Genomic DNA, 13,674 nt, shown 5'->3' on the forward strand with positions numbered 1-13,674 from the left:
GTAAAAATAGCGGTAACAGCAACACATTGTTCTGACATGAAAACAACCTCGCACATCCCCTCCCCGGACGCCCTGCTCGCCTTCGATGCCCTGGCGCGCCTCGGCAGCTTCACCGCGGCGGCCGAGGCCATCGGCTGCGCCAAGAGCCGGATCAGCCAACTGGTAAAGGATCTGGAGCACGATCTGGGGACGGTGCTGGTGCTGCGCAACACCCGCCGCGTGGCGCTGACCGAGGCCGGGCGCCGCCTGGCCTGCCACGCCGCGCAGCTACGCAGCATGCTCGACAAGGTGCGGCCGGACATCGAGGAAGCCCAGGGCGCCATCGGCGGCCCACTGCGCGTCAGCTCGACCATGTCGTTCGCGCAGTACCTGCTGGCGCCGCTCTTGGGCGAGCTGGCCGAGCTCCACCCCGCGCTGGAAATGGAGCTGGTGGCCGAGAACCGGCTGCAGGACCCGGTGGAGGCCGGCCTCGACTTCTGCCTGCGCACCCGGGCGGTGCACGACGACCGGCTGGTGGCCAAATCGATCGGTTTGGTCTGGGAAGAGCTGTACGCCGCGCCGGCCTATCTGGAGCGGGCCGGCATGCCGCAGACGCCGGATGACTTGCTCAAACACCAGCTGCTGCACAACAGCTACAACGAAACCGGCCTCGACTGGCGGCTGGAAAAGGACGGCCAGTTCGTTTCGCTCGCCATCCGGCCGACGCTGCTGTGCGACCAGTACGCCGTGATCGCCAACGCCGCCTGTGCCGGCGTGGGCATCGGCCTGTTGCCGCAGTACGTGGTCAGCCCGCAGCTCGCGCGCGGCGAGCTCTGCCCCGTGCTGCCCGGCTGGCGCACCTCCGGCTGGCCGGTGTTCCTGGTCTATCCCTACCGCCATCCGATGCCGAAGAAATACGAAGCCTTCCTGCAGAGGGTGGTGCCGCGCCTGCGCGCCTTCCTGGGCGAGGACGGAGCCCATCCCTAGCGGCGATGTTATCCACCACACCGGCCTGACCAATGGCCTGCCTCAAGGCGAAAAAAGCAGGCCTTGGTGAAGCTAAGTCCAGACCTGACAGCGCCACAGAGGGCAGTTTGTGCGCCCGAGCTTCAGTCCTCGACGCGGAACCCGACCTTGATCGTGACCTGCCAGTGGGCGATGGCTCCGTCGACGACATGGCCGCGCGTTTCCAGCACCTCGAACCAGTCGATATGCTTGAGCGTGGCGCCGGCCTTGGCGATGGCGGTGCGAATGGCATCATCGCAGCCCTCGGAGGAGGAACCGACCAGTTCCACCATCTTGTAGACATGCTTGCTCATGCTGTTCTCCTGGGTGATGAGGAAAGCCCGTCAGGCGGGCACAACTTCAGCATAGCGTCCGCAACGACAAATGCAGGACGATTCGAATCCCTCCCGCCAACCATGCCCGGTCGATCACGCTCGCCAACGCGGAAGCCCAGGCCCAGCCTGTGCACCTTCTGGCGCGGGGGACAAAGAAAAACCGCCCTCGAGGGGCGGTTTTGTGGGTCATCGACGGGCGACGACTCAGGCGTTCAGTTCCTTGGCCAGGTAAATCCAGGTCTCGACCACGGTGTCCGGGTTCAGCGAGATGGTCTCGATGCCCTCTTCCACCAGCCACTTGGCGAAGTCCGGATGATCGGACGGGCCCTGGCCGCAGATGCCGACGTACTTGTTCAGCTTGCGGCAAGCCTGGATCGCCATGTGCAGCATGGCCTTCACGGCGTCGTTGCGCTCGTCGAAGGTCGAGGCGATCGGGCCGCCGGAGTCGCGGTCCACGCCCAGGGTGAGCTGAGTCATGTCGTTGGAGCCGATGGAGAAACCGTCGAAGTGCTCCAGGAAGCGCTCGGCCAGTACCGCGTTGGTCGGCAGTTCGCACATCATGATCAGGCGCAGGCCGTTGTCGCCACGCTTCAGGCCGTTGGCGGCCAGGATCTCGATCACTTTTTCAGCTTCGGCCAGGGTGCGCACGAACGGGATCATCACTTCCACGTTGGTGAGGCCCATCACGTCGCGCACTTTCTTGATGGCGCGGCATTCCAGCTCGAAGCAGTCGCGGAACGATTCGGCCACATAGCGCGCGGCACCACGGAAGCCCAGCATCGGGTTCTCTTCGTGCGGCTCGTACATCTGGCCGCCGATCAGGTTGGCGTACTCGTTCGACTTGAAGTCGGACATGCGCACGATGACCTTTTTCGGGTAGAACGCGGCCGCCAGCGTCGACACGCCTTCGGCGATCTTGTCGACGTAGAAGTCGACCGGGCTCTTGTAGCCGGCGATGCGGTCGGTGATGGTGGCTTTCAGCTCGGCCGGCAGCGTGTCGAACTCGAGCAGCGCTTTCGGGTGGATGCCGATCTGGCGGTTGATCACGAACTCCATGCGCGCCAGGCCCACACCTTCGTTCGGCAGCTGCGCGAAGTCGAAGGCCAGTTCCGGGTTGCCGACGTTCATCATGATCTTGACCGGGGATTCCGGCATCTTGTCCAGTTCGAGGTCGATGATCTCGACTTCGAGCAGGCCATCATAGATGTTGCCGGTGTCGCCTTCGGCGCAGGACACGGTCACCTGCATGCCGTCACGCAGCACGTCGGTGGCATCGCCACAGCCGACCACGGCAGGGATGCCCAGTTCGCGCGCGATGATGGCGGCGTGGCAGGTACGGCCACCACGGTTGGTCACGATGGCGGCGGCACGCTTCATCACCGGTTCCCAATCCGGGTCGGTCATGTCGGTCACCAGCACGTCGCCGGCCTTGACGGTGTCCATCTCGGACGCGTCCTTGATCAGGCGCACGGTGCCCTGGCCGATCTTCTGGCCGATGGCGCGGCCTTCGCACAGCACGGTGGACTTGGTCTTCAGGCGGAAGCGGCGCAGGGTGTCCTTGCGGTCTTCCTGCGACTTCACGGTTTCCGGACGGGCCTGCAGGATGTACAGCTTGCCGTCGGTGCCGTCACGGCCCCACTCGATATCCATCGGGCGGCCGTAGTGCTTCTCGATGATCAGCGCGTACTGGGCCAGCTCTTCCACTTCGGCGTCGCTGATGGAGAACTGCTTGCACAGCGCCGGTTCGACGTTGACGGTCTTGACCGAACGGCCGGCTTGCGAGGCGTCGGTGAACTCCATCTTGATCAGCTTGGAGCCCAGGGTCTTGCGCAGGATGGCCGGACGGCCAGCCTTCAGGGTCGGCTTGTGAACGTAGAATTCGTCCGGGTTCACGGCGCCTTGCACCACGGTCTCGCCGAGGCCGTAGGAAGCGGTGATGAAGACCACGTCTTCGAAACCGGATTCGGTATCGATGGTGAACATCACGCCGGCGGCGCCGGAGTCGGAACGCACCATACGCTGCACGCCGGCCGACAGAGCCACTACGTCATGGGCGAAGCCCTTGTGCACGCGGTAGGAGATGGCGCGGTCGTTGTACAGGGAAGCGAAGACGTGCTTCATGGCTTCCTTGACGTTGTCCAGGCCACGGATGTTCAGGAAGGTTTCCTGTTGACCGGCGAACGAGGCGTCCGGCAGGTCTTCCGCGGTGGCGGAGGAGCGCACGGCTACCGAGATGTCGGCGCCGCCGGAATCGGCCACCATCTTGTCCCAGGCTTCCTTGATGTCGGCATCAAGCTTGGCAGGGAACGGGGTATCGATAATCCACTGGCGGATTTCCTTGCCGACGCGGGCCAGTTCGGTCACGTCGTCGATATCCAGCTTGGCCAGCGCGGCGCTGATGCGCTCGGCCAGGCCGTTGTGCTGCAGGAAATCACGATAGGCATCCGCCGTCGTGGCGAAACCGCCGGGTACACGGACACCCGAGTTAGCCAGCTGACTGATCATTTCGCCCAGGGAGGCATTCTTGCCACCTACCTGTTCAACGTCGGTCATGCGCAGCTTCTCGAACCAGATGACGTAGTTCTCTGCCATCACTTCACTTCCTGTATTGGATTGGAGACGATAGAAAGCCGCATTCTAGCCGATTAACGCCCAGCTTGCGTAGCGTCTTTTGCATTGCACAAGGTAAGGATTTGCCCTTAATCAAGGACTTCCATCCCGCCGTTCTGGCACCATCGCACCCGCCCGGCGGGAAAAAGCCTTTTGTCATGTAGTGTTAACACTACTGTAAAGCCAAACGGGGCGGGAGATTAGCCCCCTTGCCGCCGGGCTGCGCGGTGAGAACGCTGACGGCGGCGGCGGGACGGGTATAATCGCCCCACGACTCTCCGCCATTTTTTTCGACAGGTGCATTCATGCCACACCTCCGCTCCGCCATTTTCGTTTCCGACCGCACCGGCATCACCGCCGAGGCCCTGGGCAACACCTTGCTGACGCAGTTTGACACCATCGAATTCAAGCGCGAGACCATCCCCTTCGTCGACACGGTGGAAAAGGCACAGGAAGTGGCCGAGATGATCCGCCAGCGTACCGCCGACGATCACCAGAAGCCGGTGGTGTTCACCAGCATCGTCAACGCCGAGGTACGCCAGGCGCTGCGCGTCGACCATGCGCTGGTGATCGACTTCTTCGAGGCCTTCATCGGCGAACTGGAGGCGGAACTGCACCAGAAGGCCACGCTGTCGGTGGGCAAGGCGCACGGCATGATGAACGAGTCGCAGTACGATCACCGCATCGAGGCGGTGAACTACTCGCTCAACCACGACGACGGGGTGAAGCTGAAGGACCTGCACGAGGCCGACGTGATCCTGGTCGGCGTGTCGCGCTCGGGCAAGACCCCGACCTGCCTGTATCTCGCGCTGCAGTACGGCATCAAGGCGGCCAACTACCCGTTGACCCCGGAAGACCTGGGCAGCCCGACGCTGCCCAAGATGCTGCTGCCGTTCCGCCAGAAGATCTTCGGCCTGACCATCGACCCGGCGCGCCTGCACCACATCCGCTCCGAGCGCCGCCCCGACTCCAAGTACGCCAGCATCGAGAACTGCCGCTCCGAGGTGAACGAGGCGGAATCGATGTTCCGTCACCACGCCATCCCGTTCATCAGCACCACGCACAAGTCGATCGAGGAGATCGCCTCGACCATCATGCACAAGGCCACCCTGGCGCGGCGGTTCTAGAGCCTGCCCACTAGGCGGCGGCGCCTTCGCCTCTCGAATGCCGGCGGGACTGCGTGCCAATCTATCGCTGAACCAATCGAAGATTGGCACGCAGCGATTTGCTCAAAACGCTGCGGAATCCTCATGTACTTCATGTAGATTCCGGTTCCAGCACCCCGTCGACATTCAACCTGCTTTGGCCCGCCCACCGACTGAAAAGGCCCGTGATACATCCGACTTGACTCCGCCGCCGAGTGCATGGTTTGATGAAAAACATGAATACCTCGTTCGCAATCGCTTTCTCGTTTGGTTGGTGGCGCCTGTCCTAGGCGGCACCGCGGTTGCGTACACCCGAAAACCCCGGAGCTGCCAGCAGGCGCTCCGGGGTTTTCGTTTTCCACCCCCTCCTTGCTGGCAGTCTCCCTGAACCCTAGTGGAGCACAGCATGAATCTCGACAGCATCAGCCCGAACGACGTCATCCTCACCGGCGACCGTACTACCGGCCCGTTGCACCTGGGTCATTACGTCGGCTCGCTGCGTAACCGCGTCCTGTTGCAGGAGCATTGCACCCAGTTCCTGCTGCTGGCCGACGCCCAGGCGCTGACCGACAACATGGGCAACTACCTCAAGGTGCGCGACAACGTGCTGCAGGTGGCGCTCGACTACCTCGCCGTCGGCATCGACCCCGCCAAGAGCACCATCTTCATCCAGAGCCTGGTGCCGGAACTGTCCGAACTGGCGTCCTACTACCTCAACCTGGTGACGGTGGCGCGGCTGGAGCGCAACCCGACCATCAAGGATGAGATCAAGCAGCGTGGCTTCGAGCGCGACATCCCGGCCGGTTTCCTGACCTACCCGGCGGCGCAGGCCGCCGACATCACCGCCTTCAAGGCCACCGTGGTGCCGGTGGGCGCCGACCAGGTGCCGATGATCGAACAGACCAACGAGATCGTGCGCCGCTTCAACGCCAGCGTCGGCCAGGAGCTGCTGGTGGAGACGCGCGCCGTGGTGCCGGAGCACGGCGCGCGCCTGCCGGGCATCGACGGCAAGTCGAAGATGTCGAAGTCGCTCGGCAACGCGCTGGCGCTGTCGGCGAGCCCGGACGAGATCCGCCAGGCGGTGAAGATGATGTACACCGACCCCAACCACCTGCGTGTCGACGATCCGGGCCAGGTCGAGGGCAACGTGGTGTTCAGCTATCTCGACGCCTTCGACGACGACGCCGCGGCCGTGGCCGAGCTGAAGGCGCACTACCGCCGCGGCGGGCTGGGCGACTCGGTGCTCAAGGCGCGGCTGGAAGACAAGCTGCAGGCGCTGCTGGAGCCGATCCGCCGGCGCCGCGAGGAATACGCCCGCGATCCGGCGGCGGTGCTGGCCCTGCTGAAGGAAGGCACCGGCAAGGCGCGCGAGGTGGCGGCCGTGACCCTCGCCGAGGTCAAGGGGGCGATGGGATTGAATTACTACTGATCCCGAGCGCCGCACGACTAGCGGCGGTCGCACCGGCCGCGATACCGGCCGGGCCACAGCCCCTCTCAAGGCAGGTGGCGCGGCGGCGCCGAAACACTCACATCGCGAAGGAGAGTAGCCATGGATTTCATCTACCAATGCCAGAACCTGGACGAGGTGCGCGAGCAGATCGACCGCATCGACCAGGCGCTGGTGGCGTTGATCGCCGAGCGCGGACTGTACGTGCAGCAGGCGGCGGGCTTCAAGCACAGCACGGCCGAGGTCGAGGGCGGCAAGCGTGTCGATCAGGTGATACGCCGCGTGACGCGGCTGGCGGGCGAGCTGGGCGCCGACCCGGAACTCACCGCGGCGGTGTACCGCACCCTGATCGGGCACTTCGTCGCGAGCGAGATGCTGCTGTACCAGGCGCGACAGACGCCGCAGTGAGGGCCCCAAACGCTTCGGCCAAGCGGGAAGGTTGGCCGAAGCGTTTCAGGGCAGAGGATCAAGCCAGCGGCACGCTGACCTTCAGCCCGTCGTAGCCCACTTCCACCCCCGGCGGGCACTCCGCCGACAGCGCGTGGTACTCCAGGCCGTGCGTCATGTGGATCAGAATGGTGCGGCGGGCGCCGATGCGCTCGGCCCAGCGCAGCGAGTCGGCCACGCACAGGTGCGAGGGATACGGCTCGCGTCGCAAGCAGTCGAGGAACAGCACCTCCAGCCCCTGCAGCTTCTCCAGGCTGTGCTCAGGGATGTCGGACAGGTCGGTGAGCCAGGCCACGTCGCCGATGCGCCAGCCCAGGCAGGGCCAGCTGCCGTGCATCAGCGGGATCGGCGTCACCGCCACGCCGCCGAACCCGAACGGCCCGCCCACTTCCTCGGTCAGCAGCACCGGCTTGTCCCAGGCCTTGGACGGCGCGTGCAGCGCGTAGTCGAAGCGGGAACGAACGTTGGCCAGCGTGAAGCTGTTGCCGAACAGCGTGATTGCCCCTTTTTTCACGTAGCAGAAGGCGCGCAGATCGTCGATGCCGTTGAGGTGGTCGGCGTGCGGGTGGGTATAGAGCACCGCGTCGACCCGGGTGATGCCCTCGCGCAGCGCCTGGTGACGCAAGTCCGGCCCGGTGTCGATCAGGAAGGCGGTGCCGCCGACACGCAGGTAGGCGCTGGCGCGGCTGCGCCGGTTCCTCGGGTCAGGCGAGGTGCAGGTGGGGCAATCACAGCCGATGGCAGGGGTTCCGGAGCTGGACCCGCAGCCGAGGACGGTCAGTTCGACACTCGACACGACTACTCGCTTTCATTCCAGTACCACCTAGAAACGACAACAGCGGCGGCGGCGTTCTTTTGCCTGCGCCTCAGCTTTGTAGAACCCCGTCCTGCCGGGCTGCCTTGTCTCGTTTCGACTGTTTCCTGGAATCACTGGTCAAAGGGTTGGCCGAAGGCCGGGGCCGGTCAGGCGCCGGGTCACGGCCGCGGAATCTTGGCGAACAGGCGGAAGAAGTTGTCGGTGGTGGCTTGGGCCACCGCCTCGAAGCTCAGCCCGCGCAGTTCGGCGATATGTTCTGCGACATGCTTCACGTACGCCGGTTCATTGGTCTTGCCGCGAAACGGCACCGGCGCGAGGTAGGGCGAATCGGTTTCCACCAGCAAGCGGTCGAGCGGCACCTTCTGCGCCACTTCCTTCACCTGCAGCGCGTTCTTGAAGGTGACGATGCCGGACAGGGAGATGTAGAAGCCCAGGTCGAGCGCCTGCTGCGCCACCTCCCAGCTCTCGGTGAAGCAGTGCATCACCCCGCCCGCCTCGCCGGCGTTCTCCTCGCGCATCAGCTTCACGGTGTCGGCGGCCGATTCGCGGGTGTGGATCACCAGCGGCAGGCCGACGCGGCGCGCGGCGCGGATGTGGGTGCGGAAGCGCTCGTGCTGCCAGGTAAGGTCGCCCTGGCACCAGTGGTAATCGAGCCCGGTCTCGCCGATGCCGACCACCTTGGGGTGGGCGGCGTGCGCGACCAGTTCGTCCTCGCTGTACTCCTCGGCGTCCGGGTCGTCCGGATGCACGCCGACGGTGGCGTACAGGTTGTCGTGCGCCTCGGCCAGCGCCAGCACCTCGGGGTACTTGGGACGACTGACGCCGATCACCAGGGCGTGGCTGACGCCGTTGTGGCGCATGTTGGCCAGCACTTCGGGCAGGCGCGCGGCGAGGTCGGGAAAATTGATGTGGCAGTGCGAATCGACAAGCATGGTTGCATCCTGCGCGCCCGCCGGGCGGGCGCTTATGTTCTCTAGGCGGCATGGGCCGCTTCGAACCTGTTCACGATCTGTCGCGAGCGGCCTTCAGCGGGTTGAAGAGCAGCGCATGAGCCCCGATCAGGGACGCGCAGCAAGATCGGGAACAGGTTCTTACATGGTATGGGTGGGACGGGTGGAGTTGAGCACACCGCCCAGCAAGGCCTCGATCTTGCTGCGCGCCTGGCGCCCCTCGTCGCTGCCGGCGAACTCGACGCCGACGCCCTGGGCCAGGCTGTTGTTGGCGCCGGCCGGGGTGATCCACACCACCTTGCCTTGCACCGCCACCTTCTGCGGGTCGTCCATCAGCGTCAGCAGCAGGAACACCTCCTCGCCCAACGCCAGCGCCTTGCCGGTGGGGATGAAGATGCCGCCGTTGCGCAGGAAGGGCATGTAGGCTGCGTAGAGCGCGCCGCGCTCCTTGATGTGCAGCGACATGACGCCGGGGCGGTTGCCGTCCGGGCGGGTAACGACGTTCTCTTTCTCCAGTTCCATGCGCCGGGCTTTCCTTGCAGTGGTTTCAGCGCGCGGCCGTGCGGGCCGCGAACACGTTCAGATAGTCCATCAACAGCGCTTCGAGCTGCAAGCGTACGTTCAGCGTGTGCTGACCGAACGGGGCCAGCTGAATCAGGCTCTGGTAGCAGCCCATCAGCAAGGCGAGATCGGCACGCTCGGCCAGGGCCTGCAGTGCCGCCTGATGATCGGGATAATAGCGGAGTTGGCCCGCCAGCCTCAAACCGGCCAGATCGTGCAGCCACTTCTGCAGCCACTCCAGCGGCAGAGCCAGCGGCAGCTTGTGGCGGTCGATCTGCTCGGCGAGCGAAATGGCGTCGGCCAGCGTCGGCCGCGCCAGGCCGTCGAGAAACTGCTGGCGCAGCTTGGCCAGCGCCGCGTCGTGCTCGAACAGCGGCGTGCCGCCGTGGTGCGCCAGCTCGGTGCGGGCGTTGTCCACCCCGGCGGCGTCCAGCCAGGCCAGCGCCTCCCCTTGCGTCGGCGCCGTCAGCGGAAAGGCGCGGCAGCGGCTCTTGATGGTCGGCAGCAGCCGCTGCGGGGCGTGCGCCACCAACAGGAACAACACCTCGGCGGGCGGCTCCTCGAGGATCTTCAGGAGCGCGTTGGCCGCCGCCGGATTGAGCGCCTCGGCCGGCTCCACCAGCACGATGCGCCGTCCGGCACGGTGCGCGGTAAGGTGGGCGAAGTCGATCACCTCGCGCACCGCCTCGATCTTAATCACCGGCAGCTTGCGTGTCGGCTTGCTGCCTTCCTTGGCCTCGTCCTCGTCGTCGCCCAGCGGGGTGAGCCGGCGGAAGTCCGGGTGGCTGCCGTGGGCGAACCAGCGGCAGGCCTCGCACTGGCCGCAGGCAGCGTGGTCGGGGCGCGGCGATTCGCACAGCAGCGAGGCCGCCAAATGTTCGGCGAAAGCCAGCTTGCCGATGCCGCTGGGGCCGGTGAACAGCCAGGCGTTGGGCAGGCGCTCGCGTTCGCGGTTGAGGCGCTGCCAGTCGGCGGCTTGCCAGGGATAGAGCATCAGCGGCGCTCCCGCACGGCGTCGAGGCGGCGCATGACCTCGGCGCGCACCTGTTCGGGGGAACGGTTGGCGTCGACCACCGCGATACGCGGGTTGGCCGAAGCACGCTGCAGGTAGGCCGCGCGCACGCGGGCGTGGAAATCGGCCGCCTCCTGCTCGAAACGGTCGAGCACGCGCTCGCCACCGGCCATGCGCCGGGCGGCGATGTCGAGCGGCACGTCGAACAGCAGCGTCAGGTCCGGCTGCAGCCCCTGCTGCACCCAGTCTTCCAGCGCCTCGATGCGTGCGAACGGCAGCCCGCGCCCGCCGCCCTGGTAGGCGAAGGTGGCGTCGGTGAAGCGGTCGGACACCACCCAGCGGCCGGCGGCCAGCGCCGGTTCGATCACGCGCGCGATGTGTTCCTGGCGCGCGGCGAACATCAGCAGCGTCTCGGTCTCCAGCGTCACCTCGGTGTCCACCGCCAGCAAGAGTTCGCGCAGCTTCTCGCCCAGCACCGTGCCGCCGGGCTCGCGCGTGAACACGGCGTCGATGCCCTGTTCGGCCAACCAGTCGCGCACCGCCGCGAGCTGGGTGCTCTTGCCGGCCCCGTCCACGCCTTCCAGCGTGATGAATGTTCCGCGCCGCATCAGGAGCCTTTCTTCAGGATGAATTGGCGCACCGCGCCGTTGTGTTCGTCCAGGGTTTCGGAGAAATGCGTGGTGCCGTCGCCGCGCGCGACGAAGTACAGCGCGCGCGTGTCCGCCGGATGCGCCGCGGCGTCGAGCGCGGCGCGCCCCGGCAGCGCGATCGGCGTCGGCGTCAGGCCGGAGCGGGTGTAAGTGTTGTACGGGGTGTCGCGGCGCAGACCGGCCTTGCCGATGTTGCCCTGGTAGCTGGCCCCCATGCCGTAGATCACCGCCGGGTCGGTCTGCAGGCGCATGCCGATCCTGAGGCGGTTGAGGAACACCGCCGCCACCTGCGCCCGGTCGCTCTCGCGCGAGGTTTCCTTCTCGACCAGGCTCGCCATGATCAGCAGCTCGTAGGGCGAGGCGTACGGCAGGTCGGGACGGCGCGCCAGCCAGATGCTCTCCAGCTGCTGCTGCATGGTGCGGTAGGCGCGGCGGTAGACCTCGAGATCGCTCGAGCCCGGGACGTAGAAATAGGTGCTGGGGAAGAACAGGCCTTCCGGATGAGCCTCGCTGGCGCCGATTTCGCGCAGGATCTGCTCGTCGCTCCAGCTGGCGGTGACGTGCTGCAGGTCGGGCTCGCTGGCCAGGGCCTGGCGGAACTGGCGGAAGGTCCAGCCCTCGATCGCCGTCACGCTGGCCTGGTCCGGATTGCCCTGGGCGAAGCGGCGCAGCACTTCCCACATCGCCACCGGGCGGGAAAATTCGTACAGGCCGGCCTTCACCTTGCGATCGGTGCCGCTGATGCGCATCAGCGCCACCATCACCCAGCGGTTGCGGATCATGCCGTCCTGGTCCAGCGCGCGCGCCACCTGGCCCAGCGTGCGGTTGGCGCCGACGGCGATACTATAGGGCGCCTTGGGCAGCGGAACCGGCACGGCCACCACCCAGGCGAGCCACAGCGCGAGCAGTGCCGCCAGGGTGGCAGTCATGCGGAAGAAAAACTTGTGCATCATGTTCAGATCAAGTTGGATGGACTGGCCGGCGGCGGGTCCGGCAGGTTTGGCAAAGCATCAATCATACCATGCCGCCTCTTGCGCACGTTTCGCCGCGAACCCGAATGGGACCGGGCCGGGGGCGGCAAGTTCGTCCCCTCGGCAACGCCTCGCGGCGACCCGCGCCAGCCGCCGCCGCGCTATGATACCGGGCATGGATACCACGACATTCGCCGCTCCCCTGCTCCAGGCCTACCGCGAGCATCGCGCCGTGACGGTGGCCGCCGACGCCGGCCCCGCCAGCCGCGAACAGGCTTACGCCACGCAACGGGCGATCTGGCAGACCCTGGTCGGCCAAGCCCGCCCCACGGCATGGAAAGCAGGCGCCCCGACGCGCGAGGCCGAACCCACCGCCGCGCCGATCTTTCCGCACCGCATCGCCTCTTCTGGCGCCCACTTGCCCGCCGCGTCGTTTCTTGGCCTGGGGGTCGAGGCCGAAATCGCGGTGCGCTTCGGCCGCGACCTGCCGCAGCGCGCCACGCGCTACACCCGCGACGAGATTCTCGACGCGATCGCCAGCGTCCACGTCGCCATCGAACTGATCGACACCCGGCTGGCCGCCCCCAAGGTGGCCGGTCCGCTGTGGAGCCTGGCCGACAACCTGGTGAATGGCGGCCTGATCGTCGGCGACGCCATACCGCAGTGGCGCGAGCGCGATTTTGCCGCGCTCACCGTGCGTGTTTCGGCCAACGACGGAGTGCGCGCCGAAACGCAAGGCCGCCCGCCGCTCGACGACCTGTTCTTCTGCCTGCCGTGGTGGATCGACCACGTCGGCGGGGCGCAGGCGGGAGACATCGTGGCGACTGGGGCCTGGAACGGCATGCACCCGGTGGGGCTGCCGGTCACGGTCCGTGTCGACTTCGTCGGCGTCGGCAGTGCCGAGGCGCGCATCGGCTAAGCCCATCGTCGGCAAGGAAGGGGCTGGATACGGATTTCGTCCGACGGTCGCAGCCCCTCCCCCGTCCGACGTCGAAACCGTCTCCTCCCTCGCCTCCCAGGACGGAGCGGTCAACCCGGTTTGCCTCCTGCGACGGCCGCCAGGAACGACCAGGACGAGGAAAAGAGGGACATGCAGCACCACCATCCACCCCGTCGTCATCGGACGTGGCCCGCCACGGCGGTGCTCGCCGGCCTCGTGGCCGGCAGCGTCGCCACCGCGGCGCAGCTGGTGCTGTGGTGGCTGACGTCGGTCCCCCTGTTGGCGACCCTGCTGCGCGACGCGCGCCTGACGGCCGCCATCGTCATGGGAGTGGGCGTGCTCACCACGGTGCCGGCGTGGCGCGGGGACGTGTGGCTGCTGGCGACACTGATCCACTTCGCCCTGTCCATCGCCTACGCCGTACCGGTGAGCCTGCTGGCCGGACGTCGGCGGGCGGGCGGCGAGCTCCTTGCCGGCGCCGGCTACGGGGCGCTCATCTATGGCGTCAACCTGTATGGTTTCACCGCGCTCTTTCCCTGGTTCTCGGCCTCGCGCGGCGGCGTGACGCTGCTCACCCACCTGGTCTTCGGCAGCGTGCTGGTGGGGGTTTGCCGCTGGCGCGCGCGGGATTCCGGCACCGCCGCCTGAGTCCACCGCAGCTCGCTCCTGCCCCCCCAACGGCGTGGCGGAGTCATGGGGCCTCAATCACGCAACAGACCGTCGCCACGCGTATATCATCAAAAGCAGGGTGAGCATCGGCTCGCCTCAAATTTCTTCCCCCTCGCCAACCCCGCAACGGATGGGA

The 13,674-nt window shown here is 66.5% G+C and carries 14 protein-coding genes; 6 read left to right on the forward strand and 8 right to left on the reverse strand.

All coding sequences use genetic code 11. The features are described 5' to 3' along the window. Nucleotides 1-36: 36 nt before the first annotated feature. Complete coding sequence (locus AC3WG5_RS06535) at nt 37-966, forward strand: LysR family transcriptional regulator (RefSeq protein ID WP_492568195.1); 930 nt, start codon at nt 37-39, stop codon at nt 964-966. Between the two features lie 122 nt (nt 967-1,088). On the opposite strand, the gene AC3WG5_RS06540 is transcribed toward AC3WG5_RS06535, so the two are convergent. Next, nucleotides 1,089-1,298 carry a dodecin gene (locus AC3WG5_RS06540; RefSeq protein WP_008953327.1) on the reverse strand — a complete coding sequence of 70 codons (210 nt, stop codon included), beginning with the start codon at nt 1,296-1,298 and terminating at the stop codon, nt 1,089-1,091. A gap of 225 nt (nt 1,299-1,523) precedes the next feature. Continuing rightward, the gene (gene ppsA / locus AC3WG5_RS06545; protein WP_014086061.1) at nt 1,524-3,911 is read right to left on the reverse strand and encodes a phosphoenolpyruvate synthase; all 2,388 of its coding nucleotides are present in this window, start codon (nt 3,909-3,911) and stop codon (nt 1,524-1,526) included. A gap of 323 nt (nt 3,912-4,234) precedes the next feature. Between ppsA and ppsR the strand changes: the two genes are divergently transcribed. From ppsR to AC3WG5_RS06560, 3 genes are all read left to right on the forward strand, one after another. Continuing rightward, entirely contained in the window at nt 4,235-5,056 is an 822-nt protein-coding gene (gene ppsR, locus AC3WG5_RS06550; protein WP_482583205.1) for a posphoenolpyruvate synthetase regulatory kinase/phosphorylase PpsR, read from the forward strand. Between the two features lie 424 nt (nt 5,057-5,480). Then, a complete protein-coding gene (trpS, locus tag AC3WG5_RS06555) occupies nt 5,481-6,503 on the forward strand; it encodes a tryptophan--tRNA ligase (protein WP_492568196.1) in 1,023 nt (340 codons plus the stop codon). Between the two features lie 120 nt (nt 6,504-6,623). Then, nucleotides 6,624-6,929, forward strand: a complete 306-nt coding sequence (locus AC3WG5_RS06560) for a chorismate mutase (RefSeq protein ID WP_492568197.1) — start codon at nt 6,624-6,626, stop codon at nt 6,927-6,929. Nucleotides 6,930-6,987: 58 nt separating this feature from the next. Here AC3WG5_RS06560 and AC3WG5_RS06565 read toward each other — a convergent pair whose 3' ends face one another. From AC3WG5_RS06565 to mltG, 6 genes are all read right to left on the reverse strand, one after another. Then, nucleotides 6,988-7,764 carry an MBL fold metallo-hydrolase gene (locus tag AC3WG5_RS06565; RefSeq protein WP_492568198.1) on the reverse strand — a complete coding sequence of 259 codons (777 nt, stop codon included), beginning with the start codon at nt 7,762-7,764 and terminating at the stop codon, nt 6,988-6,990. Nucleotides 7,765-7,943: 179 nt separating this feature from the next. Next, the gene (locus tag AC3WG5_RS06570) at nt 7,944-8,717 is read right to left on the reverse strand and encodes a TatD family hydrolase (protein ID WP_482583208.1); all 774 of its coding nucleotides are present in this window, start codon (nt 8,715-8,717) and stop codon (nt 7,944-7,946) included. Between the two features lie 159 nt (nt 8,718-8,876). Next, nucleotides 8,877-9,257 (reverse strand): PilZ domain-containing protein, encoded by a 381-nt coding sequence (locus AC3WG5_RS06575; RefSeq protein WP_008953335.1) that lies wholly within the window; start codon nt 9,255-9,257, stop codon nt 8,877-8,879. A gap of 25 nt (nt 9,258-9,282) precedes the next feature. Further along, a complete protein-coding gene (locus AC3WG5_RS06580) occupies nt 9,283-10,290 on the reverse strand; it encodes a DNA polymerase III subunit delta' (protein ID WP_492568199.1) in 1,008 nt (335 codons plus the stop codon). Further along, entirely contained in the window at nt 10,290-10,916 is a 627-nt protein-coding gene (tmk, locus tag AC3WG5_RS06585) for a dTMP kinase (protein WP_482583210.1), read from the reverse strand. The genes AC3WG5_RS06580 and tmk overlap by 1 nt, the downstream gene beginning before the upstream one ends. Beyond that, nucleotides 10,916-11,911 carry an endolytic transglycosylase MltG gene (mltG, locus tag AC3WG5_RS06590; protein WP_294867386.1) on the reverse strand — a complete coding sequence of 332 codons (996 nt, stop codon included), beginning with the start codon at nt 11,909-11,911 and terminating at the stop codon, nt 10,916-10,918. The genes tmk and mltG overlap by 1 nt, the downstream gene beginning before the upstream one ends. Nucleotides 11,912-12,104: 193 nt before the next feature. On the opposite strand from mltG, the gene AC3WG5_RS06595 reads away from it, so the two are divergent. Together AC3WG5_RS06595 and AC3WG5_RS06600 are read left to right on the forward strand one after the other, a co-directional pair. Beyond that, nucleotides 12,105-12,848: a 2-keto-4-pentenoate hydratase gene (locus tag AC3WG5_RS06595; RefSeq protein ID WP_492568200.1), complete on the forward strand. Its 744-nt coding sequence runs from the start codon at nt 12,105-12,107 to the stop codon at nt 12,846-12,848. 120 nt (nt 12,849-12,968) lie between these two features. After that, nucleotides 12,969-13,517: a hypothetical protein gene (locus AC3WG5_RS06600; RefSeq protein ID WP_492568201.1), complete on the forward strand. Its 549-nt coding sequence runs from the start codon at nt 12,969-12,971 to the stop codon at nt 13,515-13,517. The last annotated feature ends 157 nt before the right edge of the window (nt 13,518-13,674 follow it).

This window comes from Pseudogulbenkiania sp. FW507-F1, assembly GCF_058781125.1.

Excerpts from the sequence above, each read along its gene's own strand:
- AC3WG5_RS06535 (WP_492568195.1), top strand. The coding sequence starts at position 37 with ATGAAAACAACCTCGCACATCCCCTCCCCGGACGCCCTGCTCGCCTTC.
- AC3WG5_RS06540 (WP_008953327.1), bottom strand. The coding sequence starts at position 1,298 with ATGAGCAAGCATGTCTACAAGATGGTGGAACTGGTCGGTTCCTCCTCC.
- ppsA (WP_014086061.1), bottom strand. The coding sequence starts at position 3,911 with ATGGCAGAGAACTACGTCATCTGGTTCGAGAAGCTGCGCATGACCGAC.
- ppsR (WP_482583205.1), top strand. The coding sequence starts at position 4,235 with ATGCCACACCTCCGCTCCGCCATTTTCGTTTCCGACCGCACCGGCATC.
- trpS (WP_492568196.1), top strand. The coding sequence starts at position 5,481 with ATGAATCTCGACAGCATCAGCCCGAACGACGTCATCCTCACCGGCGAC.
- AC3WG5_RS06560 (WP_492568197.1), top strand. The coding sequence starts at position 6,624 with ATGGATTTCATCTACCAATGCCAGAACCTGGACGAGGTGCGCGAGCAG.
- AC3WG5_RS06570 (WP_482583208.1), bottom strand. The coding sequence starts at position 8,717 with ATGCTTGTCGATTCGCACTGCCACATCAATTTTCCCGACCTCGCCGCG.
- AC3WG5_RS06575 (WP_008953335.1), bottom strand. The coding sequence starts at position 9,257 with ATGGAACTGGAGAAAGAGAACGTCGTTACCCGCCCGGACGGCAACCGC.
- AC3WG5_RS06580 (WP_492568199.1), bottom strand. The coding sequence starts at position 10,290 with ATGCTCTATCCCTGGCAAGCCGCCGACTGGCAGCGCCTCAACCGCGAA.
- tmk (WP_482583210.1), bottom strand. The coding sequence starts at position 10,916 with ATGCGGCGCGGAACATTCATCACGCTGGAAGGCGTGGACGGGGCCGGC.
- mltG (WP_294867386.1), bottom strand. The coding sequence starts at position 11,911 with ATGATGCACAAGTTTTTCTTCCGCATGACTGCCACCCTGGCGGCACTG.
- AC3WG5_RS06595 (WP_492568200.1), top strand. The coding sequence starts at position 12,105 with ATGGATACCACGACATTCGCCGCTCCCCTGCTCCAGGCCTACCGCGAG.